Here is a 25,927-nt window from a genome sequence, read left to right as displayed (position 1 = left end):
CTCCCCGATTATTTGATTGCGCCGGCGGCGATGCCGGCGATGAAGTGGCGCTGCAGGAGCACGAAGATGATGAGGATCGGCGCGGTCAGCATCGTGGCGCCCGCCATGATGCCGCCCCAGGAAACCTTGGTGAGGCCGATCAGCGTTCCCAATGCCACGGGTGCCGTCATCATCGCCGGACGCGAATTGATGAGCAGCGGCCAAAGATAGTTGTTCCACGACACCAGGAAGAGGATGATGGCGAGCGCCGCCATGGTCGGCCGCGCCAAGGGCAGCGCGATCCTCAGGAAGATCTGCCATTCCTTGACACCCTCGACGCGCGCCGCATCGAAAAGCTCGTTCGGCATCATCGAGAAGGACTGGCGCATGAAGAGCACGCCGAGCGAATTGAAGAGCGGCGGAACGATGAGCGCCACCCAGGTATTGGCGAGCTTGAACTCGCGCGCCACCATGATGAACTGCGGAATGACGACGACGGCAAAGGGCAGCGTGATGGTGCCGAGGATGATGGCGACGACGACGGAACGCCCCGCGAAGCGGTAGCGCGCCAGCGCCCAGCCTGCCATCGATGTCAGGAGCACCGAAAGCACGGTGTAGATCACGGCGACCGAGATCGAGGTGAACATTGCCCGGGTAAAGCCGGTCTGCGCTTCCAGATCCTGGAAGTTAGCGACGAAGTTCGTCGACGGCAGCAGAACGATCTCCGGGCTGAAGATGCCGTAGTCGGGCATGGTAGAGAAGATGAACATCATCCAGAGCGGAAAGAGCCAGATGATCGCCAGCGGCGTCAGCACCGCATGCAGCGCGATCTTTCTGAGGAGAAGCGATTGCGACTTGGATTTCATTTCGGCTCCCTCCCGACCCACAGATTGAGCAGCGAGATTGCAACGGCGAGCGCTGCCATTGTGTAAGCGACGGCTGACGCATAACCGAAGTTGAGCGACAGGAAGCCCTGGCGGTAAAGCAGCAGGCCGAGCGTCTCGGTGCCGCCACCCGGGCCACCGCGATTGGTGATCAGGAAGGGTTCGGTGAAGAGCTGCATCGTGCCGATAACCGAGAGCACCACGCAGAAAAGAATGATCGGCTTCAGCAGCGGCAGGGTGATGTGAAAGAACTGCTGCGTCTTGCTGACGCGATCGAGCGTCGCGGCTTCATAGACATCATCTGGAATAGACTGCAGGCCGGCCAGGATGATGATGGCGTTGTAGCCTGCCCAGCGCCAGGTCACCGCGATGATGACGAGCGCCATGGCGGCATTGGCATTGTCGAACCAGGAGACGGCGGGCAGACCGATCGAGGTGATCAGCTTGTTGACGATGCCGAAATCGATGCTGAACATCAGCCGGAAGACGGCCGCATAGGCAACTTCACCGACGACGACGGGCGCAAAGAAGGCAAAGCGAAAGAGCGGGCGCAGCTTCAGGAGCGGCGAATTCAGGAGCACCGCCATAACGGTGGCGATCGCGATCATCACCGGAACCTGGATCACCAGGATGATCAGCGTGTTGTAGAGCGCGTTGTAGAAGGCCGGGTCGCCGAACAGGCGCCCCCAATTGGCCGAGAGGCTGAACTTCCACGGATTGACGCGCGTATTCTGAAACGAGATCAGAAACGAGCTGATGATCGGCCACACCCAGAAGGTGGCGAAAACAATAAGATAGGGCGCGAGGAACGCGTAGGCGCTCCGGTTGCGGATCGGCATATTTTCCTCCTCACAGACGCAACGAGCCATCCCGGGGGATGGAGCGCCGGGCGCGCGGGGCGCCCGGCTTCGTTACTCATTCTGCGACCGGAAGACCCGTCGCGGTGGCGATCTGCTTGGCAGCGTCGTCAAGCGCTGCCTTGGCATCCGGATAGCCACCGGCGAAATACTTGGTCTGCGATGCCTTGTAGATGGCATCCGCATCCGTCTGGAACTGCGTGCCGCGGCTCGGCACGATCTTCGGCAGGGTCGAGAGAATGTCGGCCCAGACCTTCTGGCCGCCCCAATAGGGCTGCGGCTCGTTGACGAACGGGTCCTGGACGGCAGAGAGCAGCGATGGAACAAGGCCGAAGGACTTCAGCATCGTCACCTGGCCTTCATTGGTGGCCAGCGCGTAGTTGATGTAGTTCCAGGCCGCTTCCTTGTTTTCGGAATTGGCAGCGATCGCCAGCGACGAACCGCCGAGGTTGGCGGCATGCGGGCCATCAGCCGTCAGGCTCGGCATCATGTAGACGCCCCACTTGCCGGAAAGATCGGGCGAGCCGGAGCGGATCGTGCCTTCATACCAGCCGCCATACATCTGGCTGGCGACCTTGCCTGCGGTGTTTGCCTGGATCTTCTCGTCCCAGATGGCGGCCGTCAGCGTGCCGGCATCCTTCATCTGCTTGACCTTATCGAGGGTCGCGACGCAGGCGGGCTTGTTGATGGTGATCGACTGGCCATCCTCGGAGAAGTAGCCGCAGCCCTGCTCGTTGGAGATCATGCGGAACCATTCGCTGTCGCCGTTGAAATCGGCCTGGGCCATGACGACGCCGGGATTGGCTTCGGAGATCTTCTTGCCGGCAGCGATGAAATCGTCCCAGGTCTTGATGCTCGCCGGATCGACGCCTGCCTTCTCATAAAAATCGCGGCGGTAGAAGACGGCGACCGGGCCGGAATCCCATGGCATGGCGTAGGCGACATCGCCCACTTCCAGCTCGGTGCGCTTGAAGTCGGGGAATTTCGCCTGGATATCGGCGTTGTAGCCGAGGTCCTTCAGGTTGGTGAAGCAATCCGGGAAGCGGTTCCAGAAGATTTCCGCCTCGAAGTTTTCGACGGTGACGATGTCAGGCAGGCCGTCTCCTCCGGCGGCGCAGGCGGCCAGCATCTTGTCGAAGACCTGCTGGTTGCCGAGATCCTGAACGTCGACTTTGACGTCGGGGTATTTCTTGTTGAAGCCTTCCACTGTGGATTTCAGCGCCGATGCGGCGACGTTCCAGCTCCAGATGGTGAGCGTGCCCTGCTCTGCATATGCGGAGCCGGAAGCAAGAAGCGCGACAGCAGCCGTCGCACCGATAAGATTGAAGCGCATTGAAAATCCTCCCTTTTCAATTGCCGTCCCTTAGCGAACGTGCCTACACTAGCTTGCAGGCACCGGCTGTCTCCTAAAAAGGGAATATGGATTTGGCGGAAAGTAAGGTCGCGGGAAGAGCCATCTATCAACCGGGTGCGAGCAGCATCGAGGGCCTACCCACCGCTTTGCAGATGTTCCACGCCCATCCGCCCGTCATGGTCATGCCCCACTGGCACGCGCAGGTCGAGGTCAACTACGTGATGCGCGGCACCGTGCATTACCGCATGAGCGACCACCAATTTTCCCTGAAAGCCGGTGAGATGTGCCTGTTCTGGGGCGGCCAGCCGCATCAGATGGACGAATCATCCGACGATTCGATTTATGCCGGCGCCCATCTGCCGCTCGTCTATTTCTTCCGCATGCGCCTGCCGGTCGCCATCTCCGGCCAGCTGATGCGCGGCGCGACCATGCTGACTTCGGCGACCGATGCCGCCGACAACGAGAATTTCGCTCGCTGGCACCGCTACGCGACCTCCGGCGATCCGGCAAAGTCGCAGCACGCCGTCGACGAGCTGCTCCTGCGCATCGAGCGTATTCTGCTCGAACCCTATTCGATGATCGGCCTTGGCGCCGAGCTTGCCGAGAACGACCCGCCCTACGCCCAGTCGTCGCGCAACGTGGCGCGCATGTGCGATTTCATCGCCGCCAACTTCATGGAGGATATCGACACGATCGATATCGCCCGCGCAGCCGATCTGCATCCGAAATATGCGATGAACCTCTTCAAGAAATCGACCGGCATGACGCTCAGCAAATATGTGAACCTGCTGCGGCTCTCGCGCGCCCAGGCGATGCTGATGAGCGAGGAGGCGAACGTGCTGCAGGTCGCCATGGACAGCGGCTTCGGTTCGATCAGCGCCTTCAACAAATCCTTCCGGCACATCGCCGGCATGTCGCCCTCCGATTTTCGCCGCGACCTGCGCTCTTCGGGAATTTCGACGGCAAACTGAACCCATTCATATCAAACACGGAGACGTCCCCATGGCCGGAAGACTGGCAGGCAAGATTGCGATCATTTCCGGCGGCGCGACGGGCATGGGTGGGGCGGCATCGAAGCTCTTTGCAGCCGAGGGCGCAAAGGTGGCGATCATCGACCGCAACGAGGCCGCCTCCGCCGAGACCGTGAAGGCTATCCGGGATGCGGGCGGTACCGCCGAATATTGGGTCGCCGATGTCTCCGACGAGATGGCCGTCAATGATGCGGTGAAGGGCGTCGAGGAGAAGTTCGGCGCGGTCACGGTACTCTTCAACCACGCCGGCACGATCGTCATCAAGCCGTTCCTCGAAACGACGCTCGAGGAGTGGGAGTGGCTGCATGGCGTCAACGTCCGCTCGATGTTCCTGATGACCAAGGCCGTGCTGCCGAAGATGATTGCATCAGGTGGCGGCTCGATCGTCTGCACTTCGTCTATCTCGGCCGTTGCGGCAACGCCGATGGAAGTTCTCTACGATACGACGAAGGGCGCCGTGCACATGTTTGCCCGCGCCATCGCCGTCGAGTTCCGCGACCGCAATATCCGTTGCAATGCCGTCTGCCCCGGCTTCATCCGCACGCCGCATGGCCTGCGCGAGGTCGCCGAACTGCAGAAGCTCGGCGTCGATGTCTCCGACGCGGCGATCGCCGCCCAGCAGGGCCGCATCGGCGAGCCCGAGGATGTGGCGCGTGCCGCACTCTACCTCGCCAGCGACGACTCGAATTTCGTCAACGGCGTCCACCTCTTCGTCGATAACGGCTTCACGGCGATCTGAAAGGTTCTGGCAACCACGACTGGCCAAATCGCCGCATCGGATAAAATAGATAGCGAATAATTTGAATCCTATCTATTTTGATGCTATATACGCCGCATGACCTCCTACAACAGCCTTCAGCGCGTCTTCACCGCCAACCTGCTTTCGACCGGCCGCCAGTGGCGCCGTGCCGTCGATCTCGCCCTCAGCAGCCACGGAATTTCCGAGGCCTGCGCCGCCCCTCTGCTCTGGATCGGCCGCCTCGGCGGCGGTGTCCGGCAAGTGGTGCTCGCAAGCCATGTCGGCATCGAGGGCCCCTCGCTGGTGCGCCTCCTCGACCAGCTCGAGACGCTCGGTCTGGTCGTGCGCAAGGATGACCCGGCCGATCGCCGGGCCAAGGGTCTCTACCTGACCGAAGAAGGCAGCGCGCTTGCGGCGCGAATGGAAGCCGTACTCGACGAGTTGCGCGGACGCATCATGCAGGACGTCAGCAAGGCTGACCTCGAAGCCGCCGTGCGTGTGCTTCAGGCCTTCGACAATATCGACGTGACGCAGACCGGCGCCATCGAAAAGGAAATCGAGGCAGCGTCGTGACACCTGGATGGCGTGACTGGTTGTTTTCGGGCAAGGCGTTCCTTGCGTCGATGCTGGCGCTTTTCGTGGCGCTGTCGCTCGACCTGCCGCGACCCTATTGGGCGATGGCGGCCGTCTATGTCGTGGCAAATCCACTGGCGGGCGCCACAAGCTCCAAGGGGCTCTATCGCGCGCTCGGCACGCTGCTCGGCGCGTCGGCGGCCGTGTTCTTCGTTCCCCTTTTCGTCAACGCCCCCGAACTGCTGTCGATCGTCGTCGCGCTGTGGACGGGCACGCTGCTCTTCATCTCGATGCTTGATCGCAGCGCCAGAAGCTATGTCTTCATGCTTGCCGGGTATTCGCTGCCGATGATCGCCCTGCCCTCCGTCGGCTCACCGGAGACGGTCTTCGACACTGCGCTTGCCCGTTCGGAAGAGATCATCATCGGCATCGTCTGCGCCAGCCTCGTCAGTGCCGTCGTCTTTCCGGCCAGCGTCAGCTCGCTGCTTGGCCAGCGCATCACCACCTGGCTCGACGATGCCGGAAGCTGGGCCGACGAGATCCTGCGCGGCGAAGGCGCCTCGCCGGCGACCCCACTGAAGCGGCAGAAGCTCGCCTCCGACGTCACCGGCCTCGATCTCGTCATCAGCCAGCTCGGGCATGATGCCAACGGCCGCGATATCGTGCGCCATTCGCGCGAGTTGCGTGGGCGGCTGCTGATGCTGCTGCCGCTGTTTTCCTCCCTCGCCGACCGCCTCCATGCTTTGAAATCCGCGGGACCGGAACTGCCGCCCGCATTATCCGTGCTTCTCAACGACGCCGCATCCTGGCTGCAGCAGGGCGGCGCCGGAAAGCCGGACGGAACTGGCGCCAGCCTTCGCCGCCGCATCGATGATGTTCAGCGATCCGAAAGCAGCCAGACCGGCTGGAATGCGCTCCTCTATCGCAGCGCGCTTGCCCGCCTCGGCGAGATCGTCGATCTCTGGCACGATTGCCTGACGCTCCGTGACGAGATCGCCAGCGGCCGTCATGCGGGCCCGTGGCATCCGGTTTTTCGTCATCGCCAGGTGGTTGGTCGCGTCCGGCACTATGATTTTGCGCTGATTGCCTTTGCTGCCGGTTCGGTCGTGGCGGGCATTGCCGTGGCCTGCTTCTTCTGGATCTTCACCGGCTGGCAGAATGGCGCGGGCTTCGTGACCATGGCGGCCGTCGCCTGCTCGTTCTTCGCCGCGATGGATCGTCCGGCGCCTTTCATCCGCTCCATGTTCATCTGGTCGGCGGTGAGCCTTGTCATCTCCTTCACCTACATCTTTGCCATCCTGCCAGCGGTCAATTCCTATGAGCTCCTAGTCGTGGCCTTCGCCCCGCCATTCCTGCTGCTCGGTCTTCTGATCACCCGTCCGCAGTTCAACATGCTGGCAATGCTGCTCTCGGTGAACAGCGCCTCCTTCATTGCCCTGCAGGATCGCTATACGTCCGACTTCACGACTTTCACCAATGAGGCGATCGCAGCCCTTGCCGGCATCGGCTTTGCCCTCGTCTGGACGCTGATCGCAAGGCCGTTCGGCGCTGAACTTGCCGCCTGGCGGCTGGTGCGTGCTGGATGGAAGGATCTGGCGGAAACGGCAGCCGGTGAGCGGCGCACCGATCACGAGCGGCTTTCCGGACGTATTCTCGACCGCCTCGGCCAACTCGTTCCGCGCCTTGCCGCGGTCGAAGACCGGGAGCTGAAGAAGGTCGACGGCTTTGCCGATGTCCGTCTCGGCTTCAACGTCTTGATGCTGCAGACGAAGCGGAAGGAACTGAGCGGCGCGAGCGCCGTCTCCATCGGCCGCGTGCTGACAGGCGTTTCCGATTTTTACCGCTCGAGGCTCGACGCCGGTCAGGCGATCGATCCGCCCGATATGTTACGGGCGACGATCGACGACAGCCTGGGAACGATCGCCCATGAACAGGCGGAAACCCGGGACAATATCGATGCGCTGGTTGGCCTCCGCCGCGCACTCTTCCCCGAGGCGCCGCCACCCGAACATTGGCCCGCGCCCGAAACCATCCCCACCCCTCTTCAGATTGCAGCCGAGTAAACTGTCATGCCTGCCGAATTCGATCTTTATGGCGTCTATGTGCCGCGCCTCCTCGTTCTCATGGTGCTCTCTCTTCTTCTCGTGATGATCGTCCGCCGCGGACTGAGCTGGCTCGGCGCCTATTCGCTCGTCTGGCACCGCGGCCTCTTCGATCTCTCCCTCTATGTGCTGCTCCTTGGAGCGGTCTCCTCTCTGACACGCTGGTACTTCGCATGAACACGCTGAAATCAATCTCCCGCCTGATCGTCACCCTCGCCTTCGTTGCCGCTGCCGCCTATGCCGGCCATGGCCTCTGGGTGCATTACATGGATGAACCCTGGACGCGCGACGCGCGCCTGCGCGCCGATGTCGTCGGCATCGCGCCCGATGTGTCCGGCCTCGTCAGCGACGTCGCGGTCAAGGACAACCAGTCGGTCAAGAAGGGCGACATCCTCTTCCGCGTCGATGGCGAACGTTTCAAGATTGCTCTCGCTCAGACCGAAGCGGCCCTCGAAGGCGCCAAGGCGGCCCTCGAACAGGCGCGGCGCGAGACCGAGCGCCAGGAGCGCCTCGGCGACGCTGCTTCCATGCAGCAGAAGGAACAGGCGCGCACCGCCGCCGACCAGGCCGAAGCCACTTACCTCCAGGCCGTCGCCAACCGCGATCTGGCCCAGCTCAATCTCGACCGCTCGGCCGTCAAGGCCACCGTCAACGGCACGGTCTCGAACCTCAGCCTGCGCCCGGGCGACTACGTGACGGCGGGAACGGCGAAGGTCGCGCTCGTCGATACGGATTCGCTGCGCGTCGAAGGCTATTTCGAGGAAACCAAGCTGCCGCGCATCCATGTCGGCGACAACGTCACCATCCATCTGATGGGCCATCGCCAGACGCTGGAAGGCCATGTCGACAGCATCGCCACCGGCATCGAGGATCGCGAGCGCACGTCAGGTACCGGCCTGCTTGCCAATATCAACCCGACCTTCAGCTGGGTGCGCCTGGCGCAGCGCGTTCCCGTCCGCATCAATCTCGACAAGGTGCCGGATGACATCAAGCTGATCGCCGGACTGACGGCAACGGTCGAGGTCGGCAGCCATAGCGCCGACCTTGCATCGCTGAACTGAGGCTCCTCAGAAGTCCCAGTCCTCATCTTCCGTAGCCACCGCCTTACCGATGACGTAGGACGAGCCGGAGCCGGAGAAGAAGTCGTGGTTCTCGTCGGCATTCGGCGAGAGCGCCGATAGGATCGCCGGATTGACCTTGCAGGCTTCCGGCGGAAAGAGCGCTTCATAGCCGAGGTTCATCAGCGCCTTGTTGGCGTTGTAATGCAGGAACTTCTTGACGTCTTCGGTCAGCCCGACGCTGTCATAGAGCGCCTCGGTGTATTTCGCCTCGTTGTCGTAGAGCTCCAGCAGCAGATCGAAGGCAAAGTCCTTGATTTCCTGGCGGCTTGCCTCCGGCAGGCGTTCGACGGCGCGCTGGAATTTGTAGCCGATATAGTAGCCATGCACCGCTTCGTCGCGAATGATCAACCGGATCATGTCGGCGGTGTTCGTCAGCTTGGCGCGGCTCGACCAGTACATCGGCAGATAGAAGCCGGAATAGAACAGGAAGCTTTCGAGGAATACGCTCGCGACCTTTTTCTTCAACGGATCGCCCGAAGCATATTGCTCCATGATCAGCGCCGACTTCCGCTGCAGGAATTCGTTCTCCTCCGACCAGCGATAGGCATCGTCGACATCCGGCGTCAGGCAGAGCGTCGAGAAGATCGACGAATAGGAGCGCGCATGGACCGCTTCCATGAAGGAGATGTTGGAGAGCACCGCCTCCTCATGCTGGGTCGCGGCATCGGCCATCAGCTTCACCGAGCCGACGCCGTTCTGGATCGTGTCGAGCAGCGTCAGCCCGGTGAAGACGCGGATGGTCAGCTGCTGCTCCTCGGGCTTCAGCGTCGCCCAGGAGGGGATGTCGTTCGATAGCGGCACTTTTTCCGGAAGCCAGAAGTTGCCGGTGAGGCGGTTCCAGACCTCGAGATCCTTGTCGTCCTCGATGCGGTTCCAGTTGATGGCGCGGATGCGGCTGATTGGTTTTACGGCGATGTTCATAGTGTGCCCTTTGGAAGGAATTCATCTGTAGCCCCCTCATCCGCCTGCCGGCACCTTCTCCCCGAGGGGAGAAGGGATACCGCGGCGGCGTCTCGCTCAACATCCCCCTCTCCCCCGGGGAGAGGGCTAGGGTGAGGGGGCCGCTTGCTCAGAACATTAAAGCTGAGGGATCACAGCGTGCACGACACACACCCCTCCACCTGCGTGCCCTCCAGCGCCATCTGGCGAAGGCGGATGTAGTAGATGGTCTTGATGCCCTTCTTCCAGGCGTAGATCTGCGCCTTGTTGATGTCGCGGGTCGTCGCGGTATCCCGGAAGAACAGCGTCAGCGACAGGCCCTGGTCGACGTGCTGGGTAGCCGCCGCATAGGTGTCGATGATCTTCTCCGGCCCGATCTCGTAGGCATCCTGGTAGTAGTCGAGATTGTCGTTGGTCATGAAGGCGGCCGGGTAATAGACGCGGCCGATCTTGCCTTCCTTGCGGATCTCGATCTTCGAGACGATCGGGTGGATCGAGGAGGTCGAGTGGTTGATGTAAGAGATCGACCCCGTCGGCGGCACGGCCTGCAGGTTCTGGTTATAGAGACCACCAGACATGACCGCTTCCTTCAGCGCCAGCCAGTCTTCCTGCGTGGGGATTTCGATACCGGCATTTGTGAACAGGTCGGCAACCGTCTGTGTAGCCGGTTTCCATTCCTGCTCGGTGTATTTGTCGAAATATTCGCCGGACGCATATTTCGAATTCTCGAAACCCTTGAAGCTCTGGCCACGCTCGACCGCCAGCCGGTTCGACGCACGAATGGCGTGATAGGTCACCGTGTAGAAATACATGTTGGTGAAATCGACGCCCGCTTCGGAGCCGTAGTGGATCCGCTCGCGGGCGAGATAGCCATGCAGGTTCATCTGTCCGAGACCGATGGCGTGGCTTTCGTCATTGCCCTTCTCGATCGACGGGACCGAGGAGATATGGCTCATGTCGGAAACCGCCGTCAGCGCCCGGATCGACGTCTCGATCGTCTTGCCGAAATCGGCCGAATCCATCGCTGCCGCGATATTCAGAGAGCCGAGATTGCAGGAGATGTCCTTGCCCATATGCTTGTAGGACAGGTCGTCGTTATATTCGCTGGCCTCGCTGACCTGCAGGATCTCCGAGCAGAGATTGCTCATGGTGATGCGCCCGGCGATCGGGTTCGCCTTGTTCACCGTGTCCTCGAACATGATGTAGGGATAGCCGCTCTCGAACTGGATTTCGGCGATCACCTGGAAGAAGTCGCGTGCCTTGATCTTCTTCTTGCGGATGCGGCTGTCGGCCACCATCTCGCGATACTTTTCGCTGACCGAGATCTCGGTGAAGGGCACGCCGTAGACGCGTTCCACGTCATAGGGCGAGAACAGGTACATGTCCTCGTTGTTCTTGGCGAGCTCGAAGGTGATGTCGGGGATGACGACGCCGAGCGACAGCGTCTTGATGCGGATCTTCTCGTCGGCATTTTCGCGCTTGGTATCGAGGAAGCGCATGATATCGGGGTGATGCGCATTCAGATAGACCGCACCGGCCCCCTGCCGCGCGCCGAGCTGGTTGGCGTACGAGAATGCGTCTTCCAGGAGCTTCATCACCGGAATGATGCCCGACGACTGGTTCTCGATATGCTTGATCGGCGCACCGGCCTCGCGGATGTTGGTCAGCGACAGCGCCACGCCGCCGCCGCGCTTGGAAAGCTGCAGCGCCGAATTGATCGAGCGGCCGATCGATTCCATATTGTCCTCGACCCGCATCAGGAAGCAGGAGACGAGCTCGCCGCGCTGCTTCTTGCCGGCATTGAGGAAGGTCGGCGTCGCCGGCTGGAAGCGCCCGGAAATGATCTCGTCGACCATATCGCGGGCGAGCGCCTCGTTGCCGCGCGCCAGCGCCAGCGCCACCATGCAGATACGGTCTTCGTAGCGCTCCAGATAGCGCTTCCCGTCGAAGGTCTTCAGCGTGTAGCTGGTGTAGTATTTGAAGGCGCCGAGGAAGGTCGGAAACCGGAATTTCTTGGCATAGGCGTGATCGAAGAGATCGCGGACGAAATTGAACGAATACTGGTCAAGCACCTCCTGCTCGTAATAGCCCTCGGTCACCAGATAATCGAGCTTCTCCCGGAGGTTATGGAAGAAGACGGTGTTCTGGTTGACGTGCTGCAGGAAATATTGCTTGGCCGCCTGCCGGTCCTTGTCCAGCTGGATCTTCCCCTCGCCGTCATAGAGGTTCAGCATCGCGTTCAGCGCGTGATAATCCAACGCGGCATCAGCGGCCTGCGCCTTCAAGGGGCGCTCGAGAACTGCCGTGTCCAAAATCGTTCCAATCCGTGTTTGACATTGGCGACGTCGTCGGCCGTGCCGAGAAGCTCGAACCTGTAGAGGTACGGCACCTGGCATTTGCGCGAGATGATGTCGCCGGCGAGCCCGTAGGTCTCGCCGAAGTTGCTGTTGCCCGCAGCGATCACGCCGCGAAGGTTCGAACGGTTTGCCGCATCGTTCAAGAAACGGATCACCTGTTTGGGAACGGCCCCCTTGCCGCCCTCGCCGCTATAGGTCGGGACGACAAGCACATAGGGCGACCCTGCCTGCAGGGTCTCGCCGGTAATGGGGATGCGCTGCGCGGGAAGGCCGAGCTTCTCGACGAAACGATGGGTGTTCTCCGACCGGCTGGAAAAATAGACGATCTCGCCCATCGCGGCAGCCGATCAGGCGAGCGCGCTGATCATGTCAGGGCGGAAGCCCGCCCAATGCTGCTCGCCGGCGATGACGACGGGCACCTGGCGGTAGCCAAGACCCTGTACCAGCTCGTAGGCAGCGCTATCGGTGGAAACGTCGATGATCGTGTAGTCGATGCCCTGGCGGTCGAGGGCGCGGGTGGTCGCGGTGCATTGGACGCAGGCGGGCTTGCTGTAGACGGTGATGCTCATTGTGAAAACCTCGTGACTGGAAGGCATGGGATATCGCTCGGACATCCGCCGATGTCCGCGCTTGGGAAGATCGAAATGGAAGGCAGCCGTTGCCGATTGCCGGGCGTCAGCAGCCCGTCATTCGCGCCGGTATGATCTGAAACTCAAAGACATAAGACTTCACCCCGAAGTGGCTCATGCAGGACACACCGGAGGAAGCGAAGAGCCGCATCATGCGCTCACCTCATCGCTCGCCAGCCGGACACCCCGCCCGTGGACGTTTTTCGCTCAAGGCAGGTCTCCTGGCTTGCGGATCATCACATTCATCCCGGCCTTCCCGGGTCTTCATGACCCAGTGACCCGAAATGGGACAGATGCTCGCCGCTTACAGTTGCGGGGGCAGCTCCGGCATTGTCCCGCCTTGCAGCGGGTCTCACCGAATTCCCGTCTTAGCCCACGATCCCTACGAATCGCGAGAACCTCGAACACTAGATATAGTACGCGAGTCAAAATCAGCGTCAATAATTTGTTTGCCAACAGCACTGAGGAAAGTGGGGAAATCCGGCGAACATGGTGAATGGGGAGTAAACGCAGCCTTTGTATCAAGGCCGCCCACTCCCCTCCCGCGATCAATCCGCAGCCGAAAATCGATATGCGGTGCCCTGCCGCTCGGCATAGCCGACACCGGGATAGGCCCAGTGGTAGCCGAGCAGCTTGAGCTTCTCGCCGGCGGCGCGGTCGAGCACCATCTTGCGGTTTGCGAGCGCGATCTCCGGCTCGGTGTCGAAGCCGAAGTGCCAGTCCGGGTGCTCGAAGAAGACGACATTGCTGGTTGCCGCATCGCCGGTGATCAGCAGATTGTCGCGGCCGCGAAGCTCGAGCGAGATATGGCCGGGCGTATGCCCGCGCGTGCTGACCGCCTGCATGCCGGAGACGATCTCGTCGCCGGGCTTTACCAGCGTCAGGCGATCCCTGACGGCGTTCAGATCACGCTGGGCGCCACGGGCAAAGCCGTGAAGCGCTTCGGGCATGTGGATCTCGAAATCCTTGTCCGTCCAGAAGGCCCATTCCGCTTCGCTGACATAGTAGTCGGCATTCGGATAGAGCAGCGTTCCGTCGGAATTGACCGTGGCGCCGGAGTGATCGGGATGAACATGGGTGAAGATCACCTTGGTGATCGCTTCAGGGTCGATGCCGGCGGCCTTCAGATTTCCTACGAGGCGGCCCGCGGTATCCTGAAAGCGCGTGCCCGATCCGTTGTCGACGAGGATCAAATCCTTGCCGGACCGGATCAGCGGAATGTTGACCTGGAAAGGAGCGGCCGTCGCATCGCCGCCGATACGGCCGAGGATGGCGGGGCGATCCTCCGCCGGCGTATCCGGCAGAATGATCTGGTCCGGCAGCATGATGAAACCATCGCTGAAGACGGTTATGTCGAATGCACCATGTTCGAAGCTGTAGGGCTTGGTTTCGGTCATGCGGGTCATCTGAACATCCTCCGGTTTCGGTGTAAGGCAGGGCGGCGCCGGGATCGATGGCGCCGCCCGCGACAGGGGTTACGAACGGGCGAATTCGAGAAGATCAGCGTTCAGCTGATCCTTGTGGGTATCCGTCAGGCCATGCGGCGCACCGGGATAAACCTTGAGGATCGCGTGCGGGATGAGCGTCTTGGAAGTACGCCCGGCGGCATCGATCGGCACGATCTGGTCGTCGTCTCCATGCACGATCAGCGTCGGCACGTCGAACTTCTTCAGATCCTCGGTAAAATCGGTCTGCGAGAAGGCGACGACGCTGTCGTAGGTGTTCTTGTGGCCGCCCATCATGCCCTGCATCCAGAAGCTGTCGATCATGCCCTGCGAAGCCTTGGCACCCGGACGGTTGAAGCCGAAGAACGGGCCGCCGGCGATATCCTTGTAGAGCTGCGAACGATCCTTGAGGCTCGCTGCCTGGATGCCGTCGAAAACTTCCTTCGGCAGGCCGCCCGGGTTCTTGTCTGTTTTGACCATCAGCGGCGGCACGGCGGAGATGAGGCCGGCCTTGGCGACGCGGCCTGTGCCATGGCGCCCGATATAGCGGCTGATCTCGCCGCCGCCGGTCGAAAAGCCGATCAGGATGATCTCCTTGAGATCGAGCTGCCCGATGAGATCGGAGAGGTCATCGGCATAGTGGTCCATGTCGTTGCCGTCCCACGGCTGGCTGGACCGGCCGTGACCGCGGCGGTCATGGGTGATGACGCGGAAGCCGTTATTGGCGAGATGGAAGGCCTGCGCTTCCCAGCTGTCGGCCGAAAGCGGCCAGCCGTGGCTGAGGATGACCGTCTGGCCCTTGCCCCAGTCCTTGTAATAGATCTCGACGCCGTCGCGGGTGATGATCCTGCTGCCCATGGTCCGTGTTCCTTCGTTGCTCTGGTTGGCCTTCGTTTCGGCCTTGGCTGGGGTTGCGATGGTGGAAAGTGCGGTTGCCGTCGCTGCTGCGCCGAATGCGCCGGCCAGCATGTTTCTGCGGGAAATCATTGCGGTTGCTGCGGTTGCCTGTGCCATTGTCCTGTCCTCCGGTTGGTCTCTCAGATCTCGTCGCGTCCTGTCCGGTGCGCTGGTTGATTTGATAGACCCGCGGGCCTAGGCTCTCGACGGGCGAAGCTGACAACGATGGGGGCGGAATTGACAAAAGCGGCTTTGGACGCGCCGGTGGATATCGGCATCGTCATTTATCCGGGTGCCCTGATGTCGGCGATCTATGGTCTGACCGACATGTTCCAGGTGGCCGGCATGCAGGCGGCCGAGCACAGCGAGACCGCGCCGCAGGTGCGCGTCAGCCACTGGCACCTGCAGGAGGATGGTTCCGTCCGCAAGATGTTCGAAAGCCAGCCCGGCACCGGCGAGAAGCTGATGGCGCTGATCTTGCCGCCAACGCTGAACGACCTGCCGGTCGGCCGCCGCATGGGCGGCCTTCCCGGCTGGATCCGCGCCCGCCACGCCGAGGGTACGACGATTTGCTCGGTCTGCGGCGGCGCCTATCTGCTCGCAGAAACCGGGCTCGCCTCCGGCCGCACGATCACCACCCACTGGTCGCATCAGGAGCTAATCGCCAGTCGCTACGGCGATGTCGGCGTCAATACCGACAAGCTGATCATCGACGAGGGCGATATCATGACTGCCGGCGGCATGATGGCCTGGATCAATCTCGGGCTGAAACTCGTAGACCGGCTGATGGGCTCGAGCGTCATGCTGGCGACCGCGCGCTTCATGCTGGTTGATCCCGGCGCCCGCGAGCAGAGCTACTACGCCACCTTCTCGCCGAAGCTCGATCATGGCGACACCGTGATCCTGAAGATCCAGCACTGGCTACATGGGACGAACGTGAAAGGATTGACGCTGCTTGCCATGGCCGAGCGCGCCGGGCTTGGCGAGCGCACCTTCCTGCGCCGCTTCCAGAAGGCGACGGGCATCAATCCGACCGAATACTGCCAGCGCCTGCGGATCGCCAAGTCCCGCGAGTTGCTGGAGCGGTCGCATATGACGATCGAGCAGGTGGCCTGGCAAAGCGGCTACGAGGATCCGAAGACATACCGGAAGGTTTTCAGGAAGATTCTCGGCCTTTCGCCGGCCGAATACCGCATCCGCTTCTCGCTCGGCCGCGGCCAGCCGGCAGCATTGCCGGCCTAGTTTCTCAGCTCAGGAGAGAAGCATCGAGGACGGAGCGCTGGTCTCGACCGGCGCCTGCAGCTTCTGCGCCGCGAGCACGACTTCGACGCGATTGCGGGCGTCGAGTTTCTGCATCAGCAGCGTCATGTAGTGCTTGACGGTCTTCTCGCTGATATCGAGCATGCTGGCGATTTCGCGGTTGGTCTTGCCCTGCAGCAGGTAGTTGACGATCTGCTCCTCGCGGGCGCTGAGCCGCTTCTGCATCTGCGCCTTGCGGCGGATTTCCGCCGTCTTCATCGACAGGATGACCTTGGTGGCAAAGCCCGGCGTGATGAAAGTGCTGCCGTCATGGACGGTCTTGATCGCCTCGTAGAGATCGCGTGCCGTGCTGCCCTTCAGCACATAGCCGCAGACGCCGAGATTGAGAACCTGGATCGCCGTGTCGATATTGGCGGTCGCCGTGAAGACCACGACCTTGGTGCCTTCGTAGTTCTTCTGGATCAGCTCAAGCGCCGCCAGCGTGTCGCCCGGCATGCTGAGATCGGTGACGAGGACATCGGGACGATGCTCCTCGACGATCTTCAGGGCGTCGATGGCATTCTCCCCGCGCGCCGTGACCCGGAGGTCATCCTTAGCGGAGTAAAGATTAACCAGTCCATCCAGTAATATTGGATGATCATCTACGAACGCGACCGAGATAGACATGATGACGAATAACCCCCTCGTCTTTCTATCCAACAGCTCTAATGTAATCAGAGCAAAACATAAAGCTGGATTTTAATGCTTGGTTAACTTCATCGTATTTGTGTCTATGCCACATCTATGCTTATAGCTACCTATCAATTCGGCTAGTTCCGGCTCAATGGGCGGCGGCATCCGCCTGCTGCAGTTCCAGCGTCATCGCCAGCACCATGCCGCCATCCGGGCGCTTGCCGATGGTCAGCGACCCGCCGAAGCTTTCGATGCGCTGGCGAAGGCCGTAAAGGCCCATTCCCCCTTCGCGCGCCGCAAGCGGCAGCGTCCCCGGAGGCAGACCGTCATCCTCGACCGAAATCGAGATGACCGGCATGTCGATCCGACATCGGACACGCTGACCGTTGGCGCCGGCATGTCGGTAGGCATTGTTGAGCCCCTCCTGCACGAAGCGGTAGATGCACGTCTTCAGCGCCGGGGGCAGATCGGCATTCGTGCCGCTTGAGGTGAAGGCGACCTTGGTTCGCGTGCGCGCCTCGTGCTGCTTGATCGCTTCGGCCACCACATCCTTGGCCCAGAGATGCAGGATCTCCGGCAGGAGCAGCGACTTCGTCACCGCGCGCGTTTCGATGAGCGCTTCCCCCAGCGCCTTGTTCGTCGCGTCGAGAGCCCTGTCGCGCTCATCCTTGCGGGTCAGGTCCCGCAGCTCGTCGAGCTGCAGGATGGCGAGCGTCATCAGCTGAACGGGACCATCATGCAGATCGGCGCCGATGCGGCGGATGAAGGTCTCATTCATGTTGGCGAGCTCCATCGAGGCCCGCCGCGCCGTATCGCGCAGCTCCATCAGCTCCTTCGAGGCAAGCTCCGCCTCCTCGGCGCGATGGCTCAGCGCATGGCGCTGGGTCTCAATCGTCCGGCTGCCGCGCCTGACGATCAGGAACAGGCCGAGCATGACAACGAAGGAAAACAGCGCGACGGTCGTCCAGGTGACGATCCGCAGGCGCGCGACTTCGCCGGCGAAGCCACTCGGATCCTCGTGTATCTCGGCGACACCGATAATTCTCCCCGAGGCTTGGTCGTGCAGCGGGCTGTATATCTCAAGATACTGGGTGTCGATGTTGCGGAATGTATGCTCATCGGCATGAAGGTCCGCATAGACGGCAACGATATCACCTTTGAGGGCGCGCTTCAGGCCCTCCGGAAAACTGAACCGATGGCCGATCATCTGCTTGGTCCGCGAGTAAGCGACGGTACCGTCGGGTGCCCATATCTCGATATGCGGAAACCGCGCCTTGAAATCCGGGCCGTCGAACAATGAATCGAGCAGCGTAATGCTGGCCGCCGGAAGAACCTTCGAGAGCGCCAGCGCCTGGACCTCCGCCTCCGTCAGGCTCTGCACCAGAAGTGCTGTCGTCCCCGCCTTGCTGTTCAGCGCCTTGTCGGACACCAGCCGCGTCGTCAGATAGCCAGCCGAGAGCGTGGCGATCAGGATGACAAGCCCGCTCGCAATCAGAAACTGCGTCGAAAGCGTCCGGTGCGTCACCCAGGCGATCACATGCGTGAACAGCGGCGAGCGCTGCTGCGCTGGCTCCTTCACCTCTTCATGCACGTTAATATCCCCACCCCAAAGTATTCACTCGGCAAAACGTCCCCCAATGCCGATCAGGCCTCTATCGTCGCAGTATTGCGGCGCGAAAGAAAGGACCATTTTTATACTATAGGTGCAGGCCGATTCTATCAGACCAAAGGCCAATTCATCATAGGACTTTGCTCCCGGAGTAATAAGGACCGAAGACCTGCTCCGCCGGTGGACGAACATCGAAAACATCGTCCGACCATGCGCCGTTCAAAACCCCGGCAATTTTCCGCAAGATCGCATCATCCCAAGCCAGCCGTGCAAGGCGGGCTTCTTGAAACATCAGGGGCAATTCAACCCCGCCGGCTTCGCAGCGCGATCCGGCGGACAGGACAAGTTTGCGAAAAACCAGGCGCCGGGACAGCGCGCCGACGGAGGGGAAAATGGTAACGCTTGTAAGACACGACCTCGAATTCATCCTGAAGCAGATCGCCATCGCCGAACAGCATGCGGCCGGTGGCGACCTCGCAGCACTCGTCGCCGAAGCCGGCGAAGCCGCCGGCGCGACCGGCACCGGTGCGCCGCAGGCACATCTCCTGCCTTACGGTCTCAGGACAGTCGACGGCAGCTACAATAATCTGCTCGACGGCAAGGAAACCTGGGGCGCAGCCGACCAGCCGTTCACGCCGCTGGTGCAGCCGAACTACCTCAACGAGAACGATGACACGCTGGCATTCGGTCCGGGATCGGTCCTCACCAACGGCAACTATACGCCGGGAACTCCCAGCGCCGTCGGCCCGGGCACCGTCGTCGATGCCGATCCGCGCATCATCTCCAACCTGATCGTCGATCAGACCAGCAATAACCCGGCCGCGATCATGGTCTATGACGCCATGCTCGCCGAGGGCAAGACGGCGACCCGCGCGCCGATGCAGGACGCCAACGGCGCCGCCGTCGTCCATGCGAATGACGTGATCGGTCCCGACGGCACCGTTCTCGCTGCGGCCGGCACGCCGGTCTACGTCTACACCTTCGAAAACGTCTCGCCCGATATCGGCGACTCCGCACCTTACAATTCGATGTTCACACTGTTCGGCCAGTTCTTCGACCACGGCCTCGATCTCGTGGCCAAGGGCGGCGCCGGCACGGTCTATATCCCGCTGTCGCCGGACGACCCGCTTTACAATCCGGCATCGCCGCATACCAATTTCATGGTTCTGACCCGCGCCAGCCGCGACGCCGACGGCGAAGTCGCCGCCAACACCACGACCCCCTGGGTCGACCAGAACCAGACCTATACCTCGCATGCCTCGCATCAGGTCTTCCTGCGCGAATATGTCATGCACGAAGGCAAGCCGGTCGCGACCGGCAACCTGCTCGACGGCGCCCGCGGCCTGCCGACCTGGGCCGACATCAAGGAACAGGCCCGCGAGATGCTCGGCATCGAGCTGACGGATGCCGATGTCACCAACATTCCGCTGCTGCGCACCGATCCCTATGGCCGCTTCATCCCCGATGCCAACGGCTTCGCACAGGTCATCACCGGCATTGGCGCCGACGGCATCCCGAACACGGCTGACGACATCGTCGTCTCCGGCACGCCGGGCGCCCCGGTCAGCACAGCCGGCGCCGTTCGCATCGGCCATGCCTTCCTCGACGATATCGCCCATGCCGCAGTGCCGGTCATCGCCGGTGGCGTGCTGCAGGCCGATGGCGACGATGCCGTCGGTTATTCCGGTGGCTTCAACACCCGCGGCCAGCAGACCGCCTATGACGACGAGCTGCTCGACGCCCACTACATCACCGGCGACGGCCGCGGTAACGAGAATATCGGCCTCACCTCGATCCACCACATCTTCCATTCGGAACACAACAGCGTCGTCGAGCAGACGAAGCAGGTGGTCCTCGACAGCGCTGATCTGGTCTTCATCAACCAGTGGCTCCTTGAGCCGATCACCACATTGCCGACCACCGAAGCCGAGCTCGAAGGCCTTGTCTGGAACGGCGAGCGCCTCTTCCAGGCCGGCCGCTTCACGACCGAAATGCAGTATCAGCATCTGGTCTTCGAAGAATTCGGCCGCAAGATGCAGCCGGATATCGACGCCTTCCTCTTCGAACCGTCGACCGATATCAACCCGGCGATCTTTGCCGAATTCGCCCACGCGGTTTACCGCTTCGGTCACTCGATGCTGAACCAGGATATCGACCGTCTCGTCGAAAATCCCGACGGCACCTTCAGCTTCGACAACATCACGCTCTTCGACGGCTTCCTGAACCCGCTCGAACTCGGCGAGGTCGATGCCAACGGCGACGTACTGATCGATCACGACCAGGCAGCCGGCGCGATCATCCGCGGCATGACCCGCCAGGGCGGCAACGAGATCGATGAATTCGTCACCGACGTGCTGCGCAACCAGCTGGTCGGCATCCCGCTCGACCTTGCAGCCCTCAACATCGCCCGCGGCCGCGACGTCGGCCTGCCGACGCTCAACGAGGCGCGTGCGCAGTTCTATCAGGCCGCCGGCCAGGATACGCAGCTGAAGCCCTATGTCAGCTGGACGGACTTTGCGCTGAACCTGCAGAACACCGCCTCGATCGTCAATTTCATCGCCGCCTACGGCACGCATTCCTCGATCACCGGCGCAACGTCGCTCGACGCCAAGCGCGCCGCGGCAGCCTCCATCGTGCTCGGCACGGCAGGCGCACCGTCCGACCGCCTCGACTTCCTGAACTCGACCGGCGCCTGGGCGAATGCCGAGACCGGCCTGAACGACATCGACCTCTGGATCGGCGGCCTTGCCGAGAAGAAGATGGACTTCGGCGGCATGCTGGGCTCCACCTTCTCCTTCGTCTTCGAACTGCAGATGGAAAACCTGCAGGAATCCGACCGCTTCTACTATCTCTCGCGTGTCCAGGGCCTGAACCTTCTCAACGAGCTGGAAAACAACTCGCTGAGCAAGATCATCATGCGCAACACCGATCTCGGCGCGGGCTCCACCTCTCTGCCGGGCGACATCTTCTCGACACCCGACTACACGCTTGAAATGGATGAGAGCAAACAGGTCGGCGATGACCCGATCTTCACCGATCCGATCCTGCAGGCCCTCACCCCGCTGGTCGTGCGCCGCGACACCGATGGTGACGGCGACCTCGACTACATGGCCTATCACGGCGGCGACCACGTCGTCATGGGCGGCACCGAAGAAGACGATACGATCATCGCCGGCGAAGGCGACGACACGATCTGGGGCTATGGCGGCAACGACACACTAGAAGCCGGCTACGGCGTCGACCACGTCCACGGTGGCGAAGGCGACGACATCATCACCAATGCCGGCACCGATATCGGCGCGGCCGACTTCCTGCATGGCGAGGGCGGCAACGACGTCATCCATGGCGGCAGCGGCCTGGCGCTGATCTTCGGCAACGACGGCAAGGACTTCATCATTGCCGGCCCAGACGGCAAGCACGTGCTCGGCGGCCTCGGCGACGACTTCATCCGCGGCGGTGACGGCGGCGACTTCCTGATGGGCAACGAAGGCAACGACTGGATCGAAGGCGGCGGGCGTTTCGACACGCTCTCCGGTGAAAACTCCGAGCTGTTCTTCAACTCCTCGATCATCGGCCACGACGTTCTGAACGGCGACGGCAGCGACACCGACTACGACGCCGAATCCGGCGACGACATCATGTTCCAGGGCGATGGCATCCAGCGCAATAACGGCATGGCCGGCTTCGACTGGGCGATCCACAAGGGCGACGACACCGCGGCCAATTCCGATCTCGGCATCCCGCTCTTCGCCACCCAGGAAGCGTTCATTCTACGCGACCGCTTCGACCTCGTCGAAGGTCTCTCGGGCTGGGTCCACGACGATGTGCTCACCGGCCGCGTCGCCCCGACCAATGCCCGGGCGGAACTGCAGAACACCGCAGCGATCCCCGGCACCGGCAGCCCGCTCGAAAGCTATTCGAACGCGCTGCTCGAAAAGAACCTCAGCTTGATCAACGGCCTCTCGGCGCTCGTCGCCCACCGTGCCCGCACAACCGTCACCGTCAACGGCGTCACCGAGACGATCGTGATGGATACGGCCGATGCCTCCGACATCCTGCTTGGCGGCGGCGGCAACGACGTGATCACCGGCCTTGCCGGCGACGACATCATCGACGGCGACCGCTGGCTCAACGTCCGCATCCGCATCAACGACCTCAACGGCAACGAGATCGGCTCGTCCGACGGCCTGAGCAAGGGCGTCTACGCCGCCAACGGCGCAACACTGTTCGGCGGACGGTCGCTGAGCGACCTGATGTTCGACCGCACGCTGAACCCGAGCCAGCTGGAGATCGTTCGCGAGATCATCGACGGCAACGAGGAAGGCGATATCGACACGGCTGTCTATACCGACGTCCGCGCCAACTACACGATCACGCAGAATGCGGATGGCAGCATCACTGTCGCTCACACGGGCTTCGATGACGCTGCAGTCGATCCCGACGAGGAGACGGCCACGAACCCGGTTTCGGACGGCACAGACCGCCTCTTCAATATCGAAAAGCTGCGCTTCGCCGACGGCGAATATTCGCTCAGCCCTCCGCAGCTCCAGCTCTACACGCTCGATCGCGGCCAGTATCTCGACGACTTCGCACCGTCTAGCTACACCGGCTCCGATGGCACTACGCCTTGGACCGCACCGTGGACCGAGAGCAGCGATACCGGCGGCGCCACTGGCGGGGATGTCTTTGTCACCGGCGGCGAGCTCCGCTTCGATGAGGATGGCAACGGTGCCACCGTCCAGCGTGTCGCCAACCTTGCAGGCGCAACGTCGGCCCGCCTCACCTACGATGTGGACGAGAGCGGCCTCGACGCGAACGACAGCGTCACGGTCTGGTTTGCCGCCAATGGCGTCAACTTCATCCAGGTCGATACCATCAACTCTGCCACCAACAGTGACCAGCGGAGCATCGATCTGACCGGCCCTTTTACGGCGGGCGCGATCATTCGCTTCACGTCAACCGCACTCGGCAATAACGATATGGTCAATATCGACAATGTCGCAATCGAGTTCACTCGCCCGGCAGCCGTACCCTCGACGAACTACGCGGCGACCTTTGTGGAGAATGGCGACCCGATCGCCATCGCCTCCGGTCCGGCGATCACCGACGAAGACGGCCAGATCGTCTCCGCACGGATCGTCCTGACCAACGCCCAGAATGGCGACCTGCTGACCGCAGGCACGCTTCCGGCTGGCATCACGGCCCAGACAGACACATCGGTCGCCGGCCAGATCGCGATCACGCTGACGGGAACTGCAACACTTGCGGCCTACCAGGCGGCGATCCAGGCGATCTCTTACGGCAATAGTTCCGACCAGCCGGGAACCGTGCCACGTGTAATCACCGTCACCGTCAATGACGGCCTGATGGACAGCAGTCCATCGACCGCGACGATCTCGGTAACGGCAGTCAACGACCTGCCTGTCGCCGGTGACGACAGCGTCATCACCAACGTTGAAACCGGGACATTCGTCATTCCGGAATGGGCGCTGCTCGCCAACGATACCGATGTCGACAGCGTCCTCAACATCACAGGCGCTACCGAGAACCAGACGAGCTTCGGCGTCGCGGTCGGTCCGACAGGCGACATCACCGTCACTCACACGACTGCGCAGCAGCGCAACTTCACCTACACGGTGAACGACGGTGCGGCGACCGATACGGCAACGGTATCGGTCACCCGCGACACCAACGATGTCAGCGGCACGACCGGTAACAATATCCTGATCGGCGACAACTCCGGCGACACGTTCGACGGCGGCACCGGCAACGACATTATCCTCGCCGGTGGCGGCAACGACACCATCGTCTGGAACGCCAATAACAACGGCGCAACAGACGGCCGCGACATCGTCGATGGCGGCGCCGGTACCGATACGTTCGACCTCAACGGCCGCACCGGCCAGGGCGGCAACGAGACCTTCCGCATCTATACGCGGCAGGCCGCCGAGCTTGCCGGCATCACCGGGCTGATGGCGACAACCGAAATCGTCATCACCCGCAACGGTACCGACAACGCCTCTGTCATCGCCGAGCTCGACAACATCGAGGAGATCACCGTCGGCAACATCACGCTCGACGACGGCACGCCGACTGGCGGTGTGACCGGCGGCGACACGATCACCGTCATCGGCGACTTCTCGCAGACCAGTCTGGCGCTGAACACCATCACCATCGATGGCACCGATGGCGACGACGTCATCGATATCTCGGCGCTGCAGTCCGCCCACCGTATCGTCTTCCGCTCGAACGGCGGCAACGACACGATCGTCGGCACGCTGCGTCCGCAGGATGTCATCGAACTGCCGGACGGTCTCACCGCCGCAGACTTCGAAACGACTGTCGATGACGAGGGACGCACGGTCATGACCCGTGACGGCAGCTCGATCACCTTCGTCGCCCCTGAAGGGTCAGTACCGCCGGTTGATCCCGGTGACGACGATCACGAAGAGGAGGAGGAAGAAGAGCAGGAAGGTAGCGATGACGGTGATGACGACGACAACGGTGAGCAGCCGTCCGGCGGCGAAGGCACGGCTCCGGCCACGCCCCGCACGCTGATCGGCACTGGTGCCGGCGAAGCCCTGCTGGGTGCAGCCGCAGCCGACATCATCCTTGCCGGCGACGGCAACGACATCCTTGTCGGCGAGGCCGGCAGCGACATCCTTCGCGGTGAAGGCGGCAACGACCTCATCACCGGCGGCGCGGGTGCCGATGTCACCTCGGGCGGCGACGGCGACGACGAGATCCATGGCGGCGCCGATGCCGACCATATCTTCGGCGACGCGGGTGCCGACCGGCTCTACGGCGACGATGGCGACGACGTCATCGAAGGCGGCGCAGGCGACGACCAGGTATGGGCGGGTGCCGGCAACGACCTGATCCTCGCCAAGCTCAACGACGGCTCCGATACCTACTGGGGCGGAGAGGGCAACGACACGCTCGACTATGCAGCGGCCACCACCAACCTCACGGTCGATCTAGGCAACGGCTTCATGGGCAGAGGCAGCGTCGCGGGATCGAGCACCGGGACGGATACGATCTACGGCTTCGAGAACTTCATCGGCGGATCCGGCCACGACACGATCATCGCGTCGCTTGCCGCAAATGTCATCGATGGCGGGGCCGGCGACGACATCTTCCGCTTCACTTCGGCGGCGGCGGCCAACGGCGACAAGATCTACGGCTTCCAGCCGGGCGACAAGATCGACTTCTCGGCCATCGACGCCAACACGTCGGTTGCCGGTGTCCAGGGCTTCGCCCTGAAGGCAGGCTCGATCACCGCCGCAGGCCAGATCGCCGTCAGCCACGAGACCATCGATGGCGAGGCCTTCACGGTGCTACGCGGCAACGTCAACGCCGATCCGGAAGAAGACTTCGAACTGATGATCGCGGGCACCCATAACCTGAAGGCATCGGACTTCAACGGGGTCTCCTGATCGATGGCTCTGCCCCATGGCCACTGACGGCCATGGGGCATGC

19 protein-coding genes and 1 riboswitch are annotated in these 25,927 nt (G+C 62.1%); of the genes, 8 read left to right on the top strand and 11 right to left on the bottom strand.

Features of this window, described 5'->3' with window-relative positions:
• Nucleotides 1-8 precede the first annotated feature (8 nt).
• From F2982_RS26315 to F2982_RS26305, 3 genes are all read right to left on the bottom strand, one after another.
• Complete coding sequence (locus F2982_RS26315) at nucleotides 9-845, bottom strand: carbohydrate ABC transporter permease (RefSeq protein ID WP_203430449.1); 837 nt, start codon at nucleotides 843-845, stop codon at nucleotides 9-11.
• Nucleotides 842-1,702, bottom strand: coding sequence for a sugar ABC transporter permease (locus F2982_RS26310; protein ID WP_203430448.1), 861 nt, complete (start codon nucleotides 1,700-1,702; stop codon nucleotides 842-844). Before F2982_RS26310 ends, F2982_RS26315 begins: the two co-directional genes overlap by 4 nt.
• Before the next feature lie 76 nt (nucleotides 1,703-1,778).
• Complete coding sequence (locus F2982_RS26305) at nucleotides 1,779-3,053, bottom strand: ABC transporter substrate-binding protein (protein ID WP_203430447.1); 1,275 nt, start codon at nucleotides 3,051-3,053, stop codon at nucleotides 1,779-1,781.
• Nucleotides 3,054-3,139: 86 nt separating this feature from the next.
• On the opposite strand from F2982_RS26305, the gene F2982_RS26300 reads away from it, so the two are divergent.
• The 6 genes from F2982_RS26300 to F2982_RS26275 all read left to right on the top strand — a co-directional run bounded on the left by F2982_RS26300 (nucleotide 3,140) and on the right by F2982_RS26275 (nucleotide 8,580).
• On the top strand, nucleotides 3,140-4,045 hold the full coding sequence (locus F2982_RS26300; protein WP_203430446.1) for a helix-turn-helix domain-containing protein: 906 nt from the start codon (nucleotides 3,140-3,142) through the stop codon (nucleotides 4,043-4,045).
• A gap of 31 nt (nucleotides 4,046-4,076) precedes the next feature.
• Nucleotides 4,077-4,844, top strand: a complete 768-nt coding sequence (locus F2982_RS26295) for an SDR family oxidoreductase (protein WP_203430445.1) — start codon at nucleotides 4,077-4,079, stop codon at nucleotides 4,842-4,844.
• A gap of 96 nt (nucleotides 4,845-4,940) precedes the next feature.
• The gene (locus F2982_RS26290) at nucleotides 4,941-5,417 is read left to right on the top strand and encodes a MarR family transcriptional regulator (RefSeq protein WP_112718646.1); all 477 of its coding nucleotides are present in this window, start codon (nucleotides 4,941-4,943) and stop codon (nucleotides 5,415-5,417) included.
• Nucleotides 5,418-5,467: 50 nt separating this feature from the next.
• The gene (locus F2982_RS26285; protein WP_203431188.1) at nucleotides 5,468-7,480 is read left to right on the top strand and encodes an FUSC family protein; all 2,013 of its coding nucleotides are present in this window, start codon (nucleotides 5,468-5,470) and stop codon (nucleotides 7,478-7,480) included.
• 6 nt (nucleotides 7,481-7,486) lie between these two features.
• The gene (locus tag F2982_RS26280; RefSeq protein WP_112388635.1) at nucleotides 7,487-7,696 is read left to right on the top strand and encodes a DUF1656 domain-containing protein; all 210 of its coding nucleotides are present in this window, start codon (nucleotides 7,487-7,489) and stop codon (nucleotides 7,694-7,696) included.
• Nucleotides 7,693-8,580, top strand: a complete 888-nt coding sequence (locus F2982_RS26275) for an HlyD family secretion protein (RefSeq protein ID WP_203430444.1) — start codon at nucleotides 7,693-7,695, stop codon at nucleotides 8,578-8,580. Before F2982_RS26280 ends, F2982_RS26275 begins: the two co-directional genes overlap by 4 nt.
• Before the next feature lie 6 nt (nucleotides 8,581-8,586).
• On the opposite strand, the gene nrdF is transcribed toward F2982_RS26275, so the two are convergent.
• From nrdF to F2982_RS26245, 6 genes are all read right to left on the bottom strand, one after another.
• Nucleotides 8,587-9,561: a class 1b ribonucleoside-diphosphate reductase subunit beta gene (nrdF, locus tag F2982_RS26270; RefSeq protein ID WP_112718568.1), complete on the bottom strand. Its 975-nt coding sequence runs from the start codon at nucleotides 9,559-9,561 to the stop codon at nucleotides 8,587-8,589.
• 170 nt (nucleotides 9,562-9,731) lie between these two features.
• The gene (gene nrdE / locus F2982_RS26265) at nucleotides 9,732-11,891 is read right to left on the bottom strand and encodes a class 1b ribonucleoside-diphosphate reductase subunit alpha (RefSeq protein ID WP_112718570.1); all 2,160 of its coding nucleotides are present in this window, start codon (nucleotides 11,889-11,891) and stop codon (nucleotides 9,732-9,734) included.
• On the bottom strand, nucleotides 11,861-12,271 hold the full coding sequence (gene nrdI, locus F2982_RS26260; RefSeq protein ID WP_112718572.1) for a class Ib ribonucleoside-diphosphate reductase assembly flavoprotein NrdI: 411 nt from the start codon (nucleotides 12,269-12,271) through the stop codon (nucleotides 11,861-11,863). The genes nrdE and nrdI overlap by 31 nt, the downstream gene beginning before the upstream one ends.
• Nucleotides 12,272-12,283: 12 nt before the next feature.
• Complete coding sequence (gene nrdH / locus F2982_RS26255; RefSeq protein ID WP_109462202.1) at nucleotides 12,284-12,505, bottom strand: glutaredoxin-like protein NrdH; 222 nt, start codon at nucleotides 12,503-12,505, stop codon at nucleotides 12,284-12,286.
• A 253-nt stretch (nucleotides 12,506-12,758) separates the two neighbouring features.
• Nucleotides 12,759-12,983: riboswitch (cobalamin riboswitch) on the bottom strand.
• Between the two features lie 130 nt (nucleotides 12,984-13,113).
• Nucleotides 13,114-13,971, bottom strand: a complete 858-nt coding sequence (locus F2982_RS26250) for an MBL fold metallo-hydrolase (RefSeq protein ID WP_203430443.1) — start codon at nucleotides 13,969-13,971, stop codon at nucleotides 13,114-13,116.
• A 69-nt stretch (nucleotides 13,972-14,040) separates the two neighbouring features.
• On the bottom strand, nucleotides 14,041-15,024 hold the full coding sequence (locus F2982_RS26245; protein ID WP_203430442.1) for an alpha/beta hydrolase: 984 nt from the start codon (nucleotides 15,022-15,024) through the stop codon (nucleotides 14,041-14,043).
• Nucleotides 15,025-15,144: 120 nt separating this feature from the next.
• Between F2982_RS26245 and F2982_RS26240 the strand changes: the two genes are divergently transcribed.
• Nucleotides 15,145-16,149 carry a helix-turn-helix domain-containing protein gene (locus F2982_RS26240; protein ID WP_246777607.1) on the top strand — a complete coding sequence of 335 codons (1,005 nt, stop codon included), beginning with the start codon at nucleotides 15,145-15,147 and terminating at the stop codon, nucleotides 16,147-16,149.
• A gap of 9 nt (nucleotides 16,150-16,158) precedes the next feature.
• Here the strand turns inward: F2982_RS26240 and F2982_RS26235 are convergent, their stop codons facing one another.
• Entirely contained in the window at nucleotides 16,159-16,833 is a 675-nt protein-coding gene (locus F2982_RS26235; protein ID WP_203430440.1) for a response regulator transcription factor, read from the bottom strand.
• 154 nt (nucleotides 16,834-16,987) lie between these two features.
• Nucleotides 16,988-18,430, bottom strand: coding sequence for an ATP-binding protein (locus F2982_RS26230; RefSeq protein ID WP_246777606.1), 1,443 nt, complete (start codon nucleotides 18,428-18,430; stop codon nucleotides 16,988-16,990).
• A gap of 410 nt (nucleotides 18,431-18,840) precedes the next feature.
• Here F2982_RS26230 and F2982_RS26225 point away from each other — a divergent pair, with 410 nt between their 5' ends.
• Nucleotides 18,841-25,884, top strand: a complete 7,044-nt coding sequence (locus tag F2982_RS26225; protein WP_203430439.1) for a peroxidase family protein — start codon at nucleotides 18,841-18,843, stop codon at nucleotides 25,882-25,884.
• The last annotated feature ends 43 nt before the right edge of the window (nucleotides 25,885-25,927 follow it).

The organism is Rhizobium sp. BG4, assembly GCF_016864575.1.
Classification (GTDB): domain Bacteria; phylum Pseudomonadota; class Alphaproteobacteria; order Rhizobiales; family Rhizobiaceae; genus Rhizobium.
This window is presented reverse-complemented; position numbering and strand designations above follow the sequence as displayed.